Raw genomic sequence first — 22,714 nt, forward strand, 5'->3', positions numbered from 1 at the left:
AATTAAGATGATAGGAAATGTATATGGGTTTTATAAGAACCATAAACTGTTGCTCTTGCTGCCACTTATAAGCTTACTCATTATTTCTTTATTGATTTTTAATGGGAAAGTATTTTCATTGGATGGGTCAGACAAAGCAGTTGTTTATAAAGGGGACTCATGGGAAATAACAGAGTCTTTTACAAACAAGTGGTTCATGAATAATGACACGGCGACCTTTGTTATAGACCTTAGTCAAAATTATCGTGATTTACAAGATAATGCTGTAACAAGACCATTTGTAATTCGGGCTTCTATCAATGATGTTGACATTAGTCCAGAACAAATTTCATATTCAAAAGTAAATGAATCTTCTTTTCAAGGAAGCTATCAAGTTAAGGTCGTCACTCCTAGTGAGCAAGAAGGGAACGTAAAGCTTTCTCTACAGTTCCTTGAAGATAATGATTGGTTGATTCCAGTAAGTTCTCATTCTTTTTCAATACATAAAGACACGACTTCGCCAGAACTTACAATTAAAGGGGTTGAAAATGACCACCTTTATCAAAACCATCGTGACGTTACATTTACAGTTACTGATGAAAATATAGACATGAGTGGAATCTCTATCATCGCCTCTAAAAATGGGGAAGCGATGGATTTAGCTCCGTTAGAGAAATCAAATTCTAGTAAAGCATCAAAAACGTATAAGTTTTCTGATGGAGTATATGAAGTAGCTTTTCAGGCAGTTGATAAAGCAGGAAACCAAACGGTCCATGAAACGCTATCGTTCACAATTGATTCTTCTGCGCCCGAAATTGATATCGAGGGTGTTGACAATGATGGTTATTACCAATCAGCAGAAGTCGAAATCAAAGTGAATGACTTACTATTAAACTTAGAAAAAACGATCGTTACAATTGAAAAAGACGGTGAGCAAATTTATTCAGGTGCTTCTTTTCGGTTGTTACCGATACGAACGATTGCCTCTTTCACACGAACATTTACAGAAAATGGCGTATATCAAATAAAAGTTACGTCAAAAGACTTGCTTGGACATACGTCTGTTGAAGAAGTCGTTCGATTTACAATAGATAAAGCGGCCCCAATCATTTCTATTCCAGCAATTCAACACAAAGCGGTTTATGAAGTTGGCCAACAAGTTGAGTTTATCGTATCTGATAAAAATTTAAAGGAACGTGGCCTCGAAATCACAGCAACAAAGGATGGGCAAACTTACGATTTTTCAGGAAGTATTCGTTGGGAAGAAAACAAGAAAGAGAATACTTTCATATTAAATCATCTTTTTGAACAAGAAGGAAACTATGAGATTAGTTTACGAGCAACGGATTTATCAGGGAACCTGGCTACGAAACAGTTGTCTTTTATTATTGATACGAAAGCACCAAATGTTACGATTGATGGACCAGCGAATAACTCACACGTAAATAATTCAGATGGTGTACCGATTACTGTAACAGTAGAAGATTTAACGCTACAAAAGGAACAAACTAAAATATGGCTCAATGGAACAAATGTGACATCCGACTTTAAGGTAACTAGTGAATCAGATAGAAAAGTTGTGTACGAATCATTATTTGAAAAAGATGATACGTATCAGTTTGAAGTACAGGCAACAGATGCATTCGGTAGAGAAACAGTTAAACAACTAGCGTTTACGATTGATACGAAAGCACCTGTATTGTCCATTACAAGAAGTGTAGTAGATGAAGAAGTCCCATTTTCTAATGTCGTCGTAAAAGTGAGCGATAGCCATATAGACGAATCAAGCTTAGATGTTAAGGTGACCCGGAAAGATGTTTCCGAAAAAGTGGTTTCAGTCCCAGTTGAACCATTACAAGTTTTTGATGGCCACACCATTGCAGAAAATCTATATACCTTTAAGGGCGATGGAGTATATGAAATTGAATTAAAAGCGAAGGACCTTGCAGGTAATTTATCGGAGCGTTCATATTCTTTTACGATTGACAATACGAAGCCATCGATTGTTATTGAAGGACCAACGAATGGTTTATATTCAAACGCAAAGGACGGCATACCTGTTTCTATTTCAATAGAAGATTTAACGCTGCAAACGGATAAAACCTTTGTGTCTGTTAATGGAAAAAACTATAAAGAGATCATGGATCTTGTAGATGTGACGGATACGAAACTGGTATACGACTATACGTTCACAGAAGATGAAGCGTATGAGCTTATCGTTACGTCAACGGACCAATTTGGTAACGAATTCTCAAAAACAATGACATTTACGTTAGATACGAAATCGCCTGATTTACTAATTACAGGAGTAGAGCATCAAGATGAGTTTAATGGAGAAGACAAAGTAGATGTAACCATTTCAGCTAGTGATGAGAATTTAGATCCTGATAAAATTAACCTTTCAGTTCAGAGAAAAACAATTGACGGGAAAGTAGAAAATGTTGACATTGAGGCGTTGGTTGTCAATGATTCAAAAACAGTAGCAAAAAATACGTATACCTTTACAGAAGACGGAGAGTATACAATTCAATTTCAAGCTAGAGATAAAGCTGGAAATAGAACAGTCCATGATGCAGTTTCTTTTATTATTGATACAACGTTACCAAAAGTTGTTGTTGAAGGGGTAAGACAAAATCAACACTACAACAAAAATAGAGACTTAGTAGTAAGCATCGAGGATATGACACTTGATTTGAAAAACTCTATCGTTCTTTTACAAACACCAAATGGAGAAAAGCGTTTTAGTGGAGACCGTCACTTTGACATTGTAGATGGAAATCCAAACAAGGCTATATTCACACATTCCATTGATAAAGATAAGGAAGGGCGATATTCCATTCAAGTCATATCGTCGGATAGAGTTGGGTATACAAGAACGACGACACCTATTGATTTTGTAGTGGATACTACAGCACCTGAAATTTCACTTACGGGCAAAGACCAGAACGGAAAATCGATTACTAGCAGTAACCGATTTATTAAAAATGGTGAGGTTACAATTAAGGTCGTAGAAGAGTATTTTGAAACGAATGAGGTTGAGGTTGTTGTTGTTCATAACGGAACAGAACAATTGAAAGAATGGGTCAATACAAAGCTGACATCTTCGTTAGTGCTCCCTTTTTCTAAAGATGGAGATTATCAAATAAAAGTAAGTGCAAAAGATAAAGCAGGAAACGAAGCGACAGAAAAATCAATACAGTTTACGGTTGATAACGTTGAACCCAAAATAGCAATCAAGAATGTGAGTCACAATAGTTTTTATGGTAATGACAGAACTATGACAATCGAAGTGCAAGAACGGAACTTCAACTCTAACAACGTTACAATTGAAGCAACTCGTAAAAATACTGTTACAAATAAAGTTGAGAAAATCAACATTGGTGAATGGAGAAATACTGGCGAGACGTCAGAGTTATCCTATACATTTACTGAGGAGTATGAGTATTCCATTAAAGTATCAGCCGTTGATGCTGCGGGTAACAAAGCAACTTCAAGAGCTGTTACGTTTACTATTGATAAAACTGATCCACAATTGAATATTGGTGGGGTAGAGCATAACCAACATTATAAAACGAAAACAGCAACAATTAATGTAACTGACACAAATATTGATTTATCTAAGACGATACTCACTGTAACGCGCAATGGAAGAACCTATCAAAACTCAGGACTTCAATTTAAAGTAAGTCAACGAGGAAATGCTCTTCCAACAGCTTCCGTTTCGTATGCCTTTAAAGAAGAAGGAAATTATGTAATCGCGTTACAAGCTACAGACAAAGCTGGAAATCGCACAGTTCATGAAAATGTAGCATTTGTCATCGACAAAACGCTTCCTGTTGTATCAATTGATGGAGTGGATCACAATTCGTATAATCCAACAGCGAAGCGAGTTACCGTCTCTGTTGATGAGCTTAACTTTGCAACAAATGAAGTAGATGTAAGTGTGTTAAAAGACAATCAAGCTTACTCCATGGGAGTATGGAATAACTCAGCTAAAGTGTCAAGATTAAGCCATAACTTCACCCAGGATGGAGCGTATCAGGTTTCAGTTTCAGCTACGGACAAAGCGGGAAATGGTCCTGCAACGGCTGTAAAAACGTTTACGATTGATACGATAAATCCAGTCATTCAAATCACTGGTGTAGAAAATGGTGCGTATTACAATACGGATAAAACGATGAATGTTTCGATTCAAGATGTGAATTTAGATGTCAATACCATTCGAATCACGAGAGACGGCAGACCTTATTCAGTTGGTAATTTTTCGGTAAGAAATGCTGTAGCTTCTTTATCACATACGTTTAGCCAAGAGGGGGTTTACGAGGTTCAGGTAGAAGCTGTTGATAAGGCCGGAAATCAGTCAAACCAAATGGTTATGTTTACGGTTGATAAAACGGCACCTGTAATCACTCCGAAGTTCAGAGGGGAAAATCGAGTCATTGAAAACGGTGAATACATTAATCGTTTCTTTACACCAGAATTTGCTTTAGCAGAAAGTGAAGATACGATTGTATCGATTGTGTTAAATGGTCGAAATGTAGGAACGTCTTCATTAGCAGCAACTCGTGATATGGTGTATCAATATGCGGTAACGGCAGTCGATAAAGCAGGCAATCAAACAACGATGGAAATAAGTTTCACGGTAGATACGACAATGCCTCAACTTTCAATTACAGGAGTATTAGATGGTTTCTTTAATGAAAGTATCACGCCGGTTGTTTCTTATTCAGATACGAATTTAGATGAAAGCCGCACATCAGTTACATTAAATGGTCGTAATTTCGCGAGTGGAACAACGTTAGACCAAGAAAATGACTATGTCTTAAAAGCTGTTGTTACGGACTTAGCAAACAATGTATCTGCACGAACGCTCATTTTTACTCTCGATAAAACAGCACCAAGGATAACTTTCGTTGAACCGATATCAAATGAGTACTTTAATAGCAGTGTCATTCCTAATTTCTTAATTGAAAGCTTAAGTCCATATGACATTATTTCAATAACTCTAAATGGAAATCCGTATCAGCTTGGAGACCCAATTGAAGAAGAGGGAAAACACGTCCTTTATTTTGAAGTGCGTGACCAAGCAGGAAACATTAAACAGTTAAGTGTAGAGTTTATTATTGATTTAACAGCACCAAATGTTATTTTCGAAGGTGTTACGGATAATGAAAGATATTATGAACCTGTTGACCTTACAATATTGCTAGACAATCCTGAAGATACATTCCAATCGATTACGATCAATGGAGAATTGTTTACGGGAGATATTGAAGACCACGATGGGTATATGAGAGTAGCAACTAGAGTTTCAGAAATTGATACGTATGAAGTTCAAGTTGAAGCCTACGACAAAGCAGGAAATGAAACGAACTCACTAGTAACTTTTGAAATCTCAGAAAAAAGCATCCTCGTTAAATTTTATGAAAATAAACCTCTTTTCGCAGTGACACTTGTTGCTCTTCTGGGAGGGGTCGCTACAGGTGGAACGATCCTCGTACGAAGAAGAAAAGGGAAATTGGAAGATGATATAGTAGAAAGAGAAGAATAAAAGAAGAGAGGGTGAGATAAAAGGTTTTTACCTTTATCTCACCCTCTATTTCTACTTAATGATTCTGTTCTAAATATATTTTTAAGGAATTTTGTCGAAAAACTAGGAAAATTATCGAATGGCATATATAATAGTGAAATAGATTCACTTTGATTGAATCGAGACATACTTTTAACCTAAAACTTTTTATGTTGTATCTTTGAAAAAAAAGGAATTAGAAATCGTCTATTTTTTTATACTTTTAGGTAGAAACATTTTGTTTACGACCGATATAAGAAATAGAGAATCTGACAGAGTACTAGATTAGAGAAAATGTAAGGGAGAGTCATCATGGATAAAAATACAATTATTGGGGTTGTCTTAGGCGTCTTATCACTCACACTTGGAATGGTCTTTAAAGGGACAAGCTTGGGTGTACTATGGAATCCAGCGGCCATAACGATTATTATGGTGGGAACGGTAGCGGCAGTTATGATTGCCTTTCCTACAGAAGATATGAAAAAAGTCCCAAAGCTTTTTAGTATCCTCTTTAAAGATAAAGCTGACACATCCATTCCAGAACTTGTAGAGCGATTTGTTGAATTTGCTACAGTCTCTCGTCAAGAAGGAATGTTAGCTCTTGAATCAAAGCTAAAAGATATTCAAGATCCATTCTTAAACCAAGCCATTCGTATGGTAGCTGATGGATTAGAGCGCGATGTAATTCGTCATTCATTAACGGAACGTATTGACGCGATGCAACAACGTCACGCAACGGGAGCACAAATCTTTACGCAAGCGGGAACATATGCCCCTACTTTAGGAGTACTTGGAGCTGTATTAGGACTTATTGCTGCTTTAGGAAACATGAATGATATTGATGCATTAGGTTATGCGATTTCAGCAGCATTCGTTGCTACATTATATGGAATTTTCACAGGATATGTATTATGGCATCCATTTGCCAATAAGTTAAAGCAGAAATCGAAAAAAGAAGTCATAAAAAAATATTTAATTGTTGAAGGAACCGTGATGATTATTAACGGAGTCTCGCCTAGAGAAATTGAAGAAACATTAAGTGGATTCTTGGAAGAAAAAGAGCAACAAAAGCTAGGAGACAGGGGTGAGGCGTAACCGTGGCGAACAAAAAACATCAAGGACATGATGAACATGTGGATGAGTCTTGGCTTATTCCATATGCCGATATGCTTACACTGCTTCTAGCGTTATTTGTTATTTTATTTGCTGTAAGTCAAGTTGACGCTCAAAAATATGACCAACTTCGAAATGTTCTTGCCGATACAATGGGTGGAACAGGGGTACTAGAATATCATGCTCCGATTCAAGAGATGGACACAGTGAATGATGAATTAAAGAAAGAAGATAAAGATAGTGATGGCAGTGCCCAGCTTTGGTATGATTTAGAAGTATTAAAGGAAGAGTTAGATAGGTATATCGACGATGAAAACTTATCAGAACGATTATCAACCGAAATAACGCGAGAAGGGTTACTTGTCACAATTAATGACCAGATTTTGTTTGATTCTGGTGATGCAAATATGAAAAAAGAAGCACGAAAAATGGTAGTCAAACTTGCCGATATACTAGCGAGTGACCCACCTAAACGTATTCAAATATCTGGACATACTGATAATCGTCCGATATATAACTCACAGTTTCGTTCTAATTGGGAATTAAGCTCTGTCCGTGCCCTTAATGTAATGAATATCTTTTTAGAAAACGAAGATGTGATACCGAAGCAATTAAGTATTGCAGGTTACGGGGAGTATCAACCAATTGCGTCAAATGATACAGCTGAGGGTAGAGAACGAAATCGCCGAGTAGAAGTGTTAATTTTACCGAGAATTGAAACTATTACGTCTGTTGAAGAGTAGATTATAGAATCATAGGAGGTGTACCAAAAGGTCAAAATAAACCTTTTGGTACACCTCTTTTTTTTATTTCACTTACAAATCGACTGTATAGTTAAATATACCTATTTTATTTATTTTTATGGAATTATATAGAATATAACATATAAATATAGTATAGTACATTACAACAGTAATGCACTATGTCGCAAGTGTAGAGGAGGAGAAAAAGTGATACTTAATCAAGATGACATGAAGCCGATTTATATACAAATCGCCGAGTGGTTAGAAACCGAAATCATCTCAGAAAATATCAATGCCGATGAAAAAATGTACTCCCAATACCAGTTGGCAGACATGTTTACAATAAATCCGGCCACGGCTGCAAAAGGACTAAATATTTTAGCAGAACAAAACATTTTATATAAGAAAAGAGGACTAGGCATGTTTGTATCAGTGGACGCAAGAGAGCGCATTCTCCTAACACGTAAAGAACAAATATTAAAAAAAATGGTAAGCGAGCTAGTAGAAGAAGCGAAAAGATTGTCTGTTACAGAAGATGAACTTGTGAACATGATAAAGGAAATGAATAAGGAGGAGAGCTAATAATGAATGTGATTAAATGTGAAAATCTAACAAAGTGCTATGGTAAGCTTGAAGCCATTCAAAACATGACGTTTTCAATCGAAGAAAATAAGATTACAGGGTTAATTGGTCGGAATGGAGCGGGTAAAACAACATTACTCAAGACTATTGCAGGTTATTATCAAAGTAGTTCTGGCCGTGTTCAAGTGCTTTCAAAAGACCCGTTTAATAATTTAGAAGTAACACAGAACATGATATTTGTTGATGATAAAATGAGCTTTCCACCGCTTTTATATCTTGGAGATATTTTAAATGCTGCAGCTGACTTTTATGAAAACTGGAACGAGGAGCTTGCTCGAGGATTATTTGAGTATTTTTCATTATCTCGAAAAGCGTACCATGAACATCTTTCAAAAGGAATGAAAAGTACATTTAATATGATTATCGGAATAGCGGCGAGATGCCCACTTACTATGTTTGATGAGCCGACCTCGGGAATGGATGCGGCCGTAAGGAAGGATTTCTATCGCGCATTGCTTAAAGATTATCTTCAACATCCACGAACAATCGTTCTCTCTAGTCACTTAGTCAATGAAATAGAAGACATATTAGAAGACATTCTTCTTATTAAAGAGGGAGAAGTACTTCTTCATCTTGAAGTTGATGAATTAAAAAAATATGCTGTCGGTTTAAGAGGGAAAAACGAAATAGTAGAAAAATGGGTTGAGGGTCATGAAATCATTTATCAAGAAAGTTTTGGTGTAAATCAATCATATCATGTTGTCCGAAACCTTTTTAATGAGAGTACAATCGAGCAAATAAAAAAATCAGGAGTTGAAGTGACTGCAGTAGATGTAAATGACCTCTGTGTTTACTTAACTGCTAGGCAAAAAGGGGGAATTGACGATGTCTTTAACAAGCAATGAAACATTGAATCTAGCAAAAAAGCAATATAAATACAAAACAAAAGCGTATATGAATGCGTTTGTTAGTATGATATTTGTACAATGTATCGCGATTATATTCTCTTTTAATGGAATAGAGAGCATGGGAACTGGCTCAGACACTATCTTTGTAACCGTTAATATTATAAATGGTAATGCAATTCTCTTTTTTACATTAATTTGGGCTTTTGTCATTTCATTAACGCTAACGAAAAAGGCTTATCGAGACATTGATTTTGTGTTTCCATCCACTCGACTAACGAGCCACCTTTCAAACATTGGCTTACTAATTACGATAAGTGTTATCGGGGCGATATCTTGCCTATTGGGAAGTGCTTTTGTTCGCCTTATTTCCTTTGTCATACATTCAACATCGTTTACAATTGAGTCTTTTCTCATAGGGCCATTAGAGTTTGCAATGGGAATACTTGTTTCTTCTTTGTATCTGTTATTAGTTTGTACAGTTGGGTATGTGTTTGGGTTGCTTGTACAATGGCATAAAGCGATGGGGTTCGTCATTCCGGCATTCCTGATTGGATATCATATTCAAGAAGTACGAAGTGTTGGTCAAGTCAGATTTACAGTCATTCAGTTTTTTACTTCTGAAACGTCATTGCTCCTATTTGTCATCAAAGTTATCGTATCAGTTAGTATTCTTCTATTTGTGATAGTAAAGCTTACGAATCGACTGGAGGTTAAAAGATAATGAGTATAGTATGGGTCGTTTTATTTATAGGTTTTGTCCTCCTTTTAGGTTTGGGTTTTACTCATAAAATCATTCCTTTCCAAGCGGTAAGATGGGTACTTGTGGGATATTTTGGGATCCTCTCCATAAGTTATGTGGCGTCCTTTTTTGTGCCAGAGGAACAGGTTCTATCGAAAGACTTGTTGTTTACTGTTGAACAGCAAACAGATGACTATTTTTCTTTCTATGAGTTAGTAAAAGAAGGCAAGCTAGAGGAAACTGAATTGATTGAGATAGTGGAAGAATGGAGTTTTCCGTATGAGGAAACAGAGCTGTCATTAATGGATTCCCATATCCAAATTATGATAGAACGCAAACCTGAAACTGACGGAGAAATTGAAGTGACTCATTATAAAACAAAAAGTATATTAGATGGTAAGATTGAACCGAGTTCACTTATCATTTCTCAAGAAGACACAACATTTTATTTTTATGAAGAAAAAAAACCTGGCTTTGCAAATGAAGTTACAATTGCTTTATATGGTAGGGACTTTGTGATTAGTCAGTTTGTGGATGTTGAGAAAATAGATTTATTTGGACAATACCGTTTTAACGACATAATTTGGGATAATCTGATTTATATCAAAATCCCCAAAAATGTTGAACTTGATGAGCATTCTCAGTACTACCTAATTAATGATGAATAATAGCTTGAAAGCGCCGTACGGTTATGTTCGGCGCTTTATTAATTCGTAATAATGACTAAAAAAAGAACCAGTCGAGTAAGCAAGTTGGGACTTGTTAATGAAGTCAACTATTTTCTTTTATATTATTTTTTTCGAATAGGAAACATCAAATCCATAATTATATTATCATCTTTAAGCTGTCTCTGATGAATTTCTATACCGTAGGAGTCTGCTAATTCATACTCGGAGTCAATTATCCAAGAATACAAGTAATCATATGCATAATGAGCTTGGTCTCTACCCCCTTGATAGGTAGTACATGCGTATGTATTGGCGGGAAATTCAAACGATTCCATACCATCAGGAATAATACTGGAGCTAGATACCTCAATACCTGTAATCCACTTAAAAGGGTCCGCTTCAGGATTATAATTTGGAGGGTCGATGAAAATGCCAATGGCGTGGTCTCCCAATCGATTCTCAATTTCTATGATGCGTTTATTAAAAGTATCAAAAAGTTTTTGAATGTTTTTCTGTTCGCGTTCTACGGAAAGAAGTGTTTCTAGTGTCATGCCAATAACAGTGAATGGTTCTTTTTTTATAATTTTAGTTTCCATTTAATTCACTCCTATTTAAAATTTTCCATTACTAAGATTTCGATTTCAAAGTTTAAAATCCCTCTTTTGGAAAAAAGAGGGTGAGACAAAAGGTTACCCTTTTGTCTCACCCTCAAATTTCTTATCGGTTTTCTTTTTTTATAAATTCTTCGATGACAAAAGCAGAGACGCCTAATGCAGCTGAATAAATCGTTAGTTGAGAGAAGGCAATTTGTAGGTTTGATTGGTGTTGCTTTAACGAATGACTTTCAATTACTTTATTGATTTCTGGTAACAAAGTATCTCTAGCCATTGCCATTCGATTTCCTATAATCACTTGATCTGGATTAAATGTATTTATGATGTTATTCAATCCTAGACCTAAATAGGTGCCAACATTTTTAAAGAGATTTTTGATTTGTTCATCTTCTGGAATTAGTTCAACTAATCCTTCAAGGGTTGGAGCTGGAGTAATTTCAGAAGCTTGTTGTAACAATGCTTGCTCTGAGGCGTATAATTCCCAACATCCCTCGCTTCCGCAACGACATGGCTTGCCATTGACTTCGATAATCATATGTCCCATTTCCCCAGAAAAGCCATGACTACCACGGTAAAGTTCATTATTTAAGATAAAACCAACACCAATTCCGATCCCGGTACTGACATATACCATGTTCTTAAATTCTTGACCAGCACCAAACTGTTTTTCACCATAAGCGCCTGCGTTTGCTTCATTCTCAATTGTAACAGGAAGGTTGAATATCATTTCTAGTTCTTCTTTTAGTTGAATATTCTTCCACCCTAGGTTAGGAGCTAATAATACTTTTCCATCATGATTTACGATTCCTGGAACTCCAATTCCGATGCCAACTACACCATATTCACTTGGGGGTGTTGTATCGAGAAGGTGTTGAATCACTTCTTTAATCAGTAATAAAACGTCGCCATATCCGATACCATCTATTTTCTTATTCGTTTCTAATATGATATTTCCATTGAGGTCAGTTAGGATACCTAATATATAATTGACTCCGACGTCAATGCCAATGGAGTAGCCGGCTGTTTCGTTAAAGAGTAACATTACTGGACGACGACCACCACTTGACTCACCAGGACCTGATTCATAGCAAAGGTTCTCTGCTATCAATTCATTTACTAAGGAAGAAACGGTTCCTTTTGTTAAACCTGACCGTTGCGAAATATCTGCACGGGAAAGAGGAGCACTTGATTTTATTAATTGTAAAACTAGTAATTTATTATTAACTTTTACTAATTGTTGATTCCAACTCATAGTCTTTTCTCCTCATTAGTTGTTGTTACTATTATTTATACCACAAATGACATAAAAATAAATATTAAAATCTTAGTTTATTCAATAGACAAACTAAGAATTTGCTGATACAATCAAAACAGAAAGCGCATACTAAAGAAGTTGAAAAATACTATTACTATTTATTGGAGGAATGAATGAATGAGCTACTTTCAAAATGTAGGTCCTATCAAATATGAAGGTCCTAAATCAAACAACCCATTTGCATTTAAATACTACAATCCAGAAGACCAAATCAATGGTCAATCAATGGAAGACTTTCTTCGCTTTGCCGTATCTTACTGGCACACATTTACTGGTGAAGGAACTGACCCATTTGGTCAAAGCACAATGGTACGTCCTTACAACACATTCTCAGGCATGGATTTAGCAAAAGCTCGTGTAGAAGCATCTTTTGAGTTTTTCCAAAAAATGGACGTTCCTTACTTCTGTTTCCATGACTTCGATGTGGCTCCTGAAACGGACAACTTAAGTGAAACACTTAAAAACATCGATGTAATTGTTGCTCAAATTAAAGAAAACTTAAAAACAAGCAAAACAAAATTACTTTGGAATACAGCAAATATGTTCTCACACCCTCGTTGGTTAAATGGTGCTGCTACGTCTCCTAATGCTGACGTTTATGCATATGCTGCTGCGAAAGTAAAAAAAGGTCTTGAAGTTGCTGTAGAACTAGGTTCAGAAAACTATGTATTCTGGGGTGGACGTGAAGGGTACGAAACGTTACTTAACACTGACATGAAGCTTGAACTTGATAACCTAGCTCGTTTCTTCCATATGGCTATCGACTATGCTAAGGAAATCGGATTCACTGGTCAATTCTTAATTGAACCAAAACCAAAAGAGCCAACAAAACATCAATATGATTTTGATGTAGCTACTGGAATTGGTTTCTTAAAAACTTATGGTTTGGACAAACACTTCAAATTTAACATCGAAGCTAACCATGCAACACTAGCTGGTCATACGTTTGAACATGAGCTTCAAGTAGCTCGTATTAACGGAATGTTAGGTTCAGTTGATGCAAACCAAGGAGATACATTACTTGGATGGGATACAGATGAATTCCCAACGGACCTTTATTCTACAACATTAGCAATGTATGAAATCATTAAAAATGGTGGATTAGGATCTGGTGGATTAAACTTTGACGCAAAAGTAAGACGTGGATCATTTGACCCAGAAGATTTATTCTTAGCTCACATCGCTGGAATGGACAGCTTTGCTATCGGTACTAAAGTTGCTCAACGTTTACTTGAAGATGGAGTACTTGAGAACTTTATTGCTGACCGTTATGAAAGCTACAGAAGTGGTATTGGTCTTGAAATTGTTGAAGGAAAAACAGATTTCAAAAAGCTTGAGCAATATGCTTTAGGCTTAACTGAAATCAAAAACAAATCAGGTCGCCAAGAAAACTTAAAAGCGATTTTAAACAAGTATTTATTAGAAGCTTACAATCAATAATATAAATGAAGATAACGTGCTGGATACTTTCTAAGGATCCAGCATGTTTTCTAGAGATGGAGGAAACATTTGATGAAACATGTAATTGGTGTAGACCTTGGCACAAGTGCTGTTAAGGTTGTGTTAGTAAATCAACAAGGACAAATAGTAAATGAAGTTTCAAAACCATATCCATTAATTCAAGAAAAATCAGGATATAGTGAACAAGACCCAAACGAGTGGGTAACGCAAACAACTGCTGCTCTTAAAGAGCTTGTCTCTACGTTTAATGGTGATGTGGCATCGATTGATGGACTTAGTTTTTCAGGTCAAATGCATGGTTTAGTGTTACTTGATAATAACAATGAAGTATTACGAAATGCAATTTTATGGAATGACACAAGAACAACTGAACAATGCCAACAAATTTATAATTTAGTAGGCGAAGAAAAACTGTTACAAATTACGAAAAATCCAGCTTTAGAAGGATTTACGTTACCTAAGCTTTTATGGGTGAAACAGTATGAGCCTGAAACATTTGCAAAAGCTTCTGTCTTCATGCTTCCAAAAGACTACTTACGTTATAAAATGACTGGACAAATTCATAGTGAATATTCTGATGCGGCCGGTACACTTTTACTTAATGTAGCAGAGAAGTCTTGGAGTGAAGAAATGTGCGAACTAACAGGTATTCCAGCTAACATTTGTCCTCCTTTAGTGGAGTCACATGGAAATGTTGGAACCATTACAGCTCAGTTTGCAAGTGAAACGGGTCTAGCAGAATCAACAAAAGTATTCGCTGGTGGAGCAGATAATGCGTGTGGTGCGATCGGATCTGGAATTCTTTCTAAAGGAAAAACTCTTTGTAGTATTGGTACGTCAGGAGTTGTTCTTTCTTATGAGGAAGAAAAAGACCGTGATTTTGGTGGAAAGGTTCACTATTTTAACCATGGTGAAGAAAATACATTCTATACGATGGGTGTTACTCTTGCAGCTGGCTATAGCTTAAGCTGGTTTAAAGATGTGTTTGCAAAAGAAGAAGCTTTCGAAACATTACTTCAAGGATTAGAAAATGTTCCAGTCGGAGCAAATGGTCTTTTGTTTACACCGTATGTAGTCGGTGAAAGAACACCACATGCGGATGCAACGATTCGAGCAAGCTTTATTGGTATGGACGCATCTCATGAGCGTATTGACTTTGCTCGTGCCGTCATTGAAGGAATTACATTCTCTCTCCAAGAATCAATTGATATTTTCAGACAAAGTGGCAAAACGATTGATACGATTATTTCTATTGGTGGGGGAGCCAAAAATGAAACGTGGCTTCAGATCCAAGCGGATGTCTTCAACGCAAAAATCGTGAAACTTCAAAGTGAGCAAGGGCCAGCAATTGGTGCAGCAATTCTTGCGGCTTATGGAAGCGGATGGGCGTCTTCACTTCAAGAGTGCGCAGATGCATTCTTAATTGAAGATATTGTGTATGAACCAATTCCAGAAAACGTTGAAAAATACGCAACCCTATTTAACTTATACAAACAAGTATATAGTCAAACAAAAGAGTTGAATGAAGGACTTAAATCATTCCGTAAAAATTAATATAAAAAAAGACCAAATCAATGCGATTTGGTCTTTTATTTACGTGGAAAAAATTCTCTAACGGACACAGTAGCCTCTTCTTAGTCAGTATTATCTTGATTTTGTAAGTTACATACACATTTAGTGTATAAAGTATAAACCTATATAGTAAATGTCATATAGATTTTTATTTCAGTTTGCTTTTTTATTTCCTTACTTTCCATTATAATGAAAACAATGAAGAAATCGATTACATTTGATATTTTCTAGAAAGAAGGTACATATGAGCATCTTTATTTCTGTCGTATTTCCAGTTTTACTTGTGTTTATTATTGGATATGGAATTCAAAAGTGGAAGAAGGTCGACATCAAACCTATTTCAACAGTTGCTATTTATGTTATGACACCTGCTCTAGTGTTCCGTACTTTTTATGAAGCCCACATTGATATTCAATATATCTACATGGTTGTATTTTCTCTCATTCTCTTATTCTCTTTAATTATTATCTCCAAAGTGTACTCACGAATAAAGAACTATTCAACGTCTCTTGAAAGTGGTTTGATTTTGTCAACCGCCTTTATGAATGCTGGAAATTATGGAGCACCTATTATCTTGTTTGCCTATGGCGAAGCTGGATTTGCTTTCGCGGTCTCTTTTCTAGTTCTTCAATCGATTATCATGAATTTCTTTGGTGTATATTATGCTGCTCGTGGCATGGCGGGGATAAAAGTTGCGATTAAAGCCGTTTGTCTTATGCCAGCAACATATGCTGTGATAGTAGCTTTGCTATTAAAAAGCTTTGATTTAACATTTCCAACAAACCTATACCGCACGATTGATATGATTGCCGAGGCAACCATACCAACGGTTATGATTATTTTAGGAATGCAACTTGCGCAAATTAAGTGGGGAAATTTTGAATGGGATAAAATATCCTATGCTGTAGTTGTACGATTACTTATCTCACCGCTCATTGCCTGGCTCATAACGCTAGCAATGCCGCTGGACGCCTTATTAGCAAAAGTACTAATTGTCTCTGCAGCTATGCCATCCGCCGCAACGATTGTTATTTATGCAATACAATTTGATTCAAGACCGAAGTTGATATCAAGTGTAACCCTTATCTCAACATTGATTAGCATTTTGACAATAACGATTCTCCTATCAATTCTATAAGAAGATATAAACAAAAGCGATTAGGATACCATATGGGGAAGGGAAGAATTCACTCACTTGAAGATCATAGATCGACATGAAATAAAAAATATAAACTCGAGGAGTACTATACATGGTTCGATTATCTTTATTTTTCTTTTTGTTATTCTCCACTTTTGCCATTACAGGTGCCTTATTGCCACTTTACTTACAAGATATCGGATTAACAACAGAACAAATCGGAATTCATTTAGCGATGGGCGCAGTAATAGCAGTGTTAGGTCAGCCTTTTTTTGGATATGTCAGTGATAAGATACAATCGACTAAGCGCGTGTTAATAGGAGTCATGATTGCTGCTCTTTTTGTTAGTTTTTTTTATTTTTCCGTGACCTCTTTTTATATGCTTTTGCTTTTATTCATTCTCCTTAACTTCTTTATAAGTGCATCAGGACCGTTAGTAGAAAACATCACGATTACCTTTGCACAAAAAAATAATAAAAATTATGGCGTGATCCGTCTTTGGGGAGATGTTGGTGTAGGCGCAGCTGCGGTCATTATAGGTGCTCTTATTGGAATTTATGGTGTTCAATCGTTAGGAGTAATGTACGCAATTATCTTAGTCGTTGCGATTGCTTTTGCATTTACTTTGCAAGATGGTCGGCAAAAGACAACTTCTACTATTTCAGTCCGTTCTCTCAAAGTATTGTTTACCAATAAAGAATATATGTGGTTTTTGTTTTTGTCGATGATTATTTTTATTACACATCGGATGAACGATAGCTTGTTTACGGTATATATATCAAATAAAGGAGCCAGTGAATCAGATGTCGGGCTGGCTTGGATGCTAGCTACCTTTGCATCTGCTCCTTTTTTTATCATCATGGGAAAACTTCTTTCTAAATATAAAGAGCTTACACTTGTTCTCCTTGCTGCCCTAGTATATTGCATTCGGTGGCTACTTTACGGTGTGTTTGATGACCCGCATATTCTTATTTTCTTACAGCTCCTAAATGGGGTTACCTTCCCTATTTTTGTTGTAGCTGCCTTGTTTTTTGTAACAAAAATCGTTCCAGAACAGTTAAAAGCAACGGGACAAACCATCTTCATTGCTGTGATAGTCGGAATAGCTGGATTAATTGGTAGTGCTGGTGGAGGATGGGTGATGGAACGATTTGGAGGTTCTATTACATACCAGATTGGGGCTGGAATTACCTTTATCGGTGTGATATTGTGTGCAATCACTTTATTTCATCAAGCACGAACAAAAAAACTCGATATTAATTAAGAGATATGATTAGATGAAGGTACTATAGTTGGAGGTGATGGCATGACCAATCATCAAATAATTGGGAGCTTTAAGTGGATGAAATCGATTAACCGTTCCCTCATTTTAAACATGATTCGTAAAGAAGGACCGATATCAAGAGCTGAAATCGCAAAAAGAAGTAAGTTATCTCCTCCAACCGTCACTAATCTTGTGAATGAATTGCTAGAAACAAGAATGATTAAGGAAGGAAAAATAGGTGTTTCTAGTGGAGGCAGAAAACCGATTTTGTTGAGCATTAATCCAAGTAGTCATTATGTCATTGGAGTAGATGTTGGCATTCATAAAGTTACCGTTGTTATAACGGACCTAGAGGCAACAATAATTGATGAAAGAGTGTTCCCTCTTGCTGAAAAAATGAGTAATGAGCAATTTCTTCAACTATTAATAAAAGGAATTGCGGAAATAATTTCCTCATCAGATCTCCCAATAGATATGTTTATTGGCATAGGAGTTGCAATGCATGGCATAGTAGATTATCTAGATGGAGTTGCCGTTTATGCTCCTAATTTTCAATTGCGAAATATACCGATTAAAGACGTACTTGAAGCGGAATTTAAAGTTTCTGTAAAGGTTGAAAATGACGGAAGAGCATTAGCTTTAGCTGAAAATTGGTTTGGAAGTGCAGTAGGAGTGGGAAATATCGTTTGTGTAAATGTCGGGATAGGGGTCGGTTCAGGAATTATTATGAACGGAAGATTAGTACATGGCAGTCATGGAATAGCTGGTGAAATAGGTCATACTGTAATCGAAAAAAATGGACCGAAATGCTCCTGCGGAAACAACGGATGCCTTCAAGCATTATCTGCTGGCACAGCAATCAAAGAACGTGCGTTAGCCGAAATCACCAATGGGAGCGCAACTACGATAGTAAAGCTAGCAGAAGGAGATTTACCAAAGATCGATGGAAAAACGGTTTATCTGGCAGCCAAAGGTGGGGATAAAGTAGCTATCGAAATTCTTAGAACATCGGGGATGTATTTAGGTATGGGGATTGCAAATCTTATTAACTTATTAAATCCTGAACTTATTGTCCTTAGTGGCGGAGTTTCAAGGGCCGGAGATTTTATCGTAAAGCCTATTAAAGATGAGGTAAAGCAAAGAGTGTTAACTGAGCAGGCAACCCAAACAAAAATAATCGTTTCAACCCTTGGGAAATATGGGACTGTAATTGGTGCAGTCACTTTAGTTCTTAAAGATATATTTGTTATAGAGTCACACTAATTGATCGTAATGTGATACGATTATGGTAACTTAATTAAATTAATTAATAAAGTGTTAAGGAGGCAGTGTATGACGATTTTAATTACAGGTGGGGCAGGATATATTGGGAGTCACACGGCTCTTTATTTACAAAATAATAATGAAGACATCATTATCCTTGATAATTTACAAAAAGGTCACCAAAAGGCCACCCTAAGTAAACGATTTTACAAAGGTGATATTCGTGATGAGGCACTCCTTGATTTTATTTTTTCTACTCATGAAATTACAAGTGTCATCCATTTTGCAGCCAATTCCCTCGTGGGAGAAAGCGTAGAAAACCCTTTGGAATACTATCATAATAACGTGATAGGTTCATATACACTCGTTAAAAAAATGGTCGAACATGGTGTGAAAAACATTGTGTTTTCTTCTACTGCAGCTACTTACGGCGAACCTGACTCTATCCCGATTCAAGAAACGGATGCAACGATTCCAACAAATCCTTATGGCGAAACGAAATTAGCGATTGAAAAACTATTAAAATGGGCGGACAAAGCCTATGGACTCAAGTCTGTAAGCCTTCGTTATTTTAATGCAGCTGGAGCTGACCCGAAAGGACGGATTGGAGAAGACCATACCCCGGAAAGTCATTTAATCCCACTTGTTCTTCAAGTAGCTCTTGGACAACGCGAAAGTATTAAGGTGTTTGGGGGAGATTATCCAACTGCTGATGGAAGTTGTATTCGAGATTATATCCATGTTAACGATTTAGCGCAAGCTCATTATTTAGCTCTAAAAAAATTAGAGAACACAAATGAAACTGGGATTTATAACCTAGGAAACGGAACTGGGTTCTCCGTATTAGAAGTCATTAACATGTGTCGAAAGGTAACTGGAAAAGAGATTAAAGCAGAAATCGTAGCTAGACGTGCAGGTGACCCGGCAGTACTCATTGCCTCTTCAGATAAAGCAAAACTGGAGTTGGGTTGGGAACCCAATTACCCAGAACTAGAACAGATGATTTCGCATGCCTGGAACTGGCATCGAAAAAATCCAGGGGGATATCAAAGTGAACATTGAATTATTGATTTTTACTTTTACTGAAATATTTGGGAAAACAGGGAAGGTGCGAACATTCTTTGCACCTGGAAGAGTCAACTTAATTGGAGAGCATACCGATTATAATGGGGGTCATGTTTTTCCTTGTGCTTTAAGTATTGGAACATTTGCAGCTGTCAGACCAAGAGAAGATAGGAAATTAAAATTTTATTCAATCAATTTTCCCAATCAAGGTATTATTGAAACAACACTAGACGAATTACAGTATGATGTAAGAGATGATTGGGCTAATTATCCTAAAGGAGTACTCGTAAAAGCAATGGAGGATGGAGCTTCGATTACTCATGGCTTTGATGTTGTTTATTATGGCACGATTCCTAATGGAGCAGGGCTTTCTTCCTCAGCTTCAATTGAACTTGTTACAGCTGTGATCGCAAAAGAATTGTATCAGCTTTCTTTTTCACAAATAGAACTCGCTTTACTATCGCAAAAAGCTGAAAATGATTATATTGGTGTAAACTGTGGGATTATGGACCAGTTTGCTATAGGAATGGGTAAAAAGGAACATGCTATCTTTCTTAATTGTCAAACATTAGAATATGCCTATTCTCCTATACATCTAAGAAACTTAGCCCTTGTGATTATCAATACAAATAAGCGAAGGGGATTAACAGACTCTAAGTACAATGAACGAAGAAGTGAGTGTGAAAATGCATTAGCTCTTTTACAAACAAGACTAGAAATCACATCGTTAGGTGATTTGACACCTGAGCAATTTGAACAACATAAAGATGTTATTGAAAATGAAACGGTTCGTCGTAGAGCAAAGCATGCTATATATGAAAATGCGAGAACGATAAAAGCCGTAGAAAAATTAGAACAAGGTGATATTATAGGATTCGGTAAATTAATGAATGAGTCACATATATCATTACGAGATGATTATGAAGTAACAGGTATTGAGTTGGATACTCTTGCGCAATTAGCATGGGATGCGGGTGCGATAGGGGCTAGAATGACAGGAGCTGGATTTGGTGGCTGTACGGTTAATCTAGTTGAACTAGAAAAAGTATCAGAATTTATCGAGAAGGTTTCTAGTCAGTACGAAGAAAAGATATCTGTTAAGCCAGAGTGTTATGTCGTTGAAATTGGTGATGGTGCGCGTGAAATTACGAATCAATAGCCCGCAGAAGGAGAGGTTGTTATGATGCGCATTAATATATATGAGCAAATAGAACGTCTAATCCAATATGGCATTCAAAAAAAAATGGTGTCTCCTTTTGATAGAGAGTATGTACGTAATCGTATAGTAAGGTACTTAGAACTTGATGAGTATGTTGAAACGAAGCCTCCAACAGAAGCACTTGAATCTCCTTATGACATTCTCGAGCAGATGTTAGACTGGGCTAATGAAGCTAAACGATGTAAAGAGAACACGGTTACTTTTCGAGATTTATTCGACACAGGTCTAATGGATTGCATTATGCCAAGACCTTCAGAAATTAATTATCGCTTTAAGGAATTATATGCTCAACAGCCTTCTGTAGCCACGAGCTTTTTTTATGACTTATCACAGAATTCTCATTACATACGAAGAGAGCGTATTGAAAAAAATCAGCACTGGCTTAGCTCTACCGAGTATGGGAATCTTGAGATTACAATCAATTTATCGAAACCAGAAAAAGACCCTGTAGCAATTGCTGCGGCAAAAAATATGACACATTCTAGCTATCCCACGTGTTTACTTTGTAAAGAGAATGTCGGGTATCAAGGAAGAGTGGACCACCCAGCAAGACAAAATCATCGAATCATCCCGGTCACGCTTAATGGAGAGCAATGGTTTTTTCAATTTTCGCCGTATGTGTATTACAATGAGCATGCTATTATCTTTTCAGAAAAACATGAACCGATGAAAATTTCAAAGAAAGGCTTCGACCGCTTACTTTCATTTGTAGCGCAATTTCCTCATTATTTCGTAGGAACAAACGCGGACTTGCCAATCGTTGGAGGATCAATCTTGTCTCATGACCATTTTCAAGGTGGAAATCATCCGTTTCCGATGGCAAAAGCACCAACAGAGGAATCATTTTCTTTCACAGGTTTTGAAGAAATCGAGGCTGGAATTGTGAAATGGCCAATGTCCGTGATTCGTTTAAAAGGAAGCGACAGGCAAAAAATGTCTAGCTTAGCAGAAAAAGTGTTACATGCATGGTATGATTACAGTGACGAATCCGTGAATTTACAAGCTAGTACAGCAGGAGAACGCCATAATACAATTACTCCAATAGCACGTTTTCGAGATGGGAAATTTGAGTTTGATTTAGTATTACGAAATAATCGTACGAGTGAACAACACCCGATGGGAATCTTTCATCCTCATGATGAAGTTCATCATATCAAAAAAGAAAACATAGGGTTAATAGAAGTGATGGGGCTAGCTGTCTTGCCTGGAAGGTTACAAGAGGAAATGGAATTGTTATCTACCTATTTATGTTCAGATGAAGCGATTGATAAAATCACTCTAGATCATCGAACGAATAAACATAAGCAGTGGGCCGAGAAATTGCAATCTCTTTATACCTTTAATGAGGAAAACGTGGGCCACATTCTACAACAAGAAGTAGGGAAAGTGTTTTCTGTCGTGTTAGAACATGCTGGGGTTTTTAAACGTACAAATGAGGGAAAAACGGCATTTCTCAAGTTTATAACCCATGTTCAACAATCAGTATAGTTAAAGGAGTTCAC

17 protein-coding genes are annotated in these 22,714 nt (G+C 36.6%); 15 read left to right on the forward strand and 2 right to left on the reverse strand.

All coding sequences use genetic code 11. The features are described from left to right. The first annotated feature begins 7 nt into the window (after nt 1–7). The 7 genes from BK585_RS08605 to BK585_RS08635 all read left to right on the forward strand — a co-directional run bounded on the left by BK585_RS08605 (nt 8) and on the right by BK585_RS08635 (nt 10,301). Complete coding sequence (locus BK585_RS08605) at nt 8–5,530, forward strand: Ig-like domain-containing protein (protein ID WP_078553051.1); 5,523 nt, start codon at nt 8–10, stop codon at nt 5,528–5,530. Nucleotides 5,531–5,860: 330 nt separating this feature from the next. Further along, complete coding sequence (gene motA / locus BK585_RS08610; protein ID WP_078553052.1) at nt 5,861–6,643, forward strand: flagellar motor stator protein MotA; 783 nt, start codon at nt 5,861–5,863, stop codon at nt 6,641–6,643. A 2-nt stretch (nt 6,644–6,645) separates the two neighbouring features. Then, nucleotides 6,646–7,404, forward strand: a complete 759-nt coding sequence (motB, locus tag BK585_RS08615) for a flagellar motor protein MotB (RefSeq protein ID WP_078553053.1) — start codon at nt 6,646–6,648, stop codon at nt 7,402–7,404. 207 nt (nt 7,405–7,611) lie between these two features. After that, nucleotides 7,612–7,986 carry a GntR family transcriptional regulator gene (locus tag BK585_RS08620; protein ID WP_170885516.1) on the forward strand — a complete coding sequence of 125 codons (375 nt, stop codon included), beginning with the start codon at nt 7,612–7,614 and terminating at the stop codon, nt 7,984–7,986. Nucleotides 7,987–7,988: 2 nt separating this feature from the next. Continuing rightward, the gene (locus tag BK585_RS08625) at nt 7,989–8,891 is read left to right on the forward strand and encodes an ABC transporter ATP-binding protein (RefSeq protein WP_078553054.1); all 903 of its coding nucleotides are present in this window, start codon (nt 7,989–7,991) and stop codon (nt 8,889–8,891) included. Beyond that, nucleotides 8,872–9,615 carry a hypothetical protein gene (locus BK585_RS08630; protein ID WP_078553055.1) on the forward strand — a complete coding sequence of 248 codons (744 nt, stop codon included), beginning with the start codon at nt 8,872–8,874 and terminating at the stop codon, nt 9,613–9,615. Before BK585_RS08625 ends, BK585_RS08630 begins: the two co-directional genes overlap by 20 nt. Next, the gene (locus tag BK585_RS08635; protein ID WP_078553056.1) at nt 9,615–10,301 is read left to right on the forward strand and encodes a hypothetical protein; all 687 of its coding nucleotides are present in this window, start codon (nt 9,615–9,617) and stop codon (nt 10,299–10,301) included. Before BK585_RS08630 ends, BK585_RS08635 begins: the two co-directional genes overlap by 1 nt. A 122-nt stretch (nt 10,302–10,423) precedes the next feature. On the opposite strand, the gene BK585_RS08640 is transcribed toward BK585_RS08635, so the two are convergent. Together BK585_RS08640 and BK585_RS08645 are read right to left on the reverse strand one after the other, a co-directional pair. Further along, on the reverse strand, nt 10,424–10,897 hold the full coding sequence (locus BK585_RS08640; protein WP_078553057.1) for a GyrI-like domain-containing protein: 474 nt from the start codon (nt 10,895–10,897) through the stop codon (nt 10,424–10,426). A 121-nt stretch (nt 10,898–11,018) separates the two neighbouring features. Beyond that, nucleotides 11,019–12,167: an ROK family transcriptional regulator gene (locus BK585_RS08645; RefSeq protein WP_078553058.1), complete on the reverse strand. Its 1,149-nt coding sequence runs from the start codon at nt 12,165–12,167 to the stop codon at nt 11,019–11,021. A gap of 180 nt (nt 12,168–12,347) precedes the next feature. On the opposite strand from BK585_RS08645, the gene xylA reads away from it, so the two are divergent. From xylA to galT, 8 genes are all read left to right on the forward strand, one after another. Then, the gene (gene xylA, locus BK585_RS08650) at nt 12,348–13,670 is read left to right on the forward strand and encodes a xylose isomerase (RefSeq protein WP_078553059.1); all 1,323 of its coding nucleotides are present in this window, start codon (nt 12,348–12,350) and stop codon (nt 13,668–13,670) included. A 72-nt stretch (nt 13,671–13,742) separates the two neighbouring features. Beyond that, nucleotides 13,743–15,245, forward strand: coding sequence for a xylulokinase (xylB, locus tag BK585_RS08655; RefSeq protein ID WP_078553060.1), 1,503 nt, complete (start codon nt 13,743–13,745; stop codon nt 15,243–15,245). Between the two features lie 262 nt (nt 15,246–15,507). Continuing rightward, entirely contained in the window at nt 15,508–16,401 is an 894-nt protein-coding gene (locus BK585_RS08660; protein ID WP_078553061.1) for an AEC family transporter, read from the forward strand. Between the two features lie 112 nt (nt 16,402–16,513). Beyond that, a complete protein-coding gene (locus BK585_RS08665; protein WP_078553062.1) occupies nt 16,514–17,665 on the forward strand; it encodes an MFS transporter in 1,152 nt (383 codons plus the stop codon). Between the two features lie 42 nt (nt 17,666–17,707). Beyond that, entirely contained in the window at nt 17,708–18,928 is a 1,221-nt protein-coding gene (locus tag BK585_RS08670; RefSeq protein WP_078553063.1) for an ROK family transcriptional regulator, read from the forward strand. Nucleotides 18,929–18,997: 69 nt separating this feature from the next. Next, nucleotides 18,998–19,990, forward strand: a complete 993-nt coding sequence (galE, locus tag BK585_RS08675) for a UDP-glucose 4-epimerase GalE (RefSeq protein ID WP_078556709.1) — start codon at nt 18,998–19,000, stop codon at nt 19,988–19,990. Beyond that, the gene (locus BK585_RS08680; RefSeq protein WP_245805801.1) at nt 19,980–21,152 is read left to right on the forward strand and encodes a galactokinase; all 1,173 of its coding nucleotides are present in this window, start codon (nt 19,980–19,982) and stop codon (nt 21,150–21,152) included. The genes galE and BK585_RS08680 overlap by 11 nt, the downstream gene beginning before the upstream one ends. Nucleotides 21,153–21,176: 24 nt before the next feature. Continuing rightward, entirely contained in the window at nt 21,177–22,700 is a 1,524-nt protein-coding gene (gene galT, locus BK585_RS08685; protein ID WP_078556711.1) for a UDP-glucose--hexose-1-phosphate uridylyltransferase, read from the forward strand. The last annotated feature ends 14 nt before the right edge of the window (nt 22,701–22,714 follow it).

The organism is Bacillus alkalicellulosilyticus (assembly GCF_002019795.1).
GTDB classification, from domain to species: domain Bacteria; phylum Bacillota; class Bacilli; order Bacillales; family Bacillaceae_F; genus Bacillus_AO; species Bacillus_AO alkalicellulosilyticum.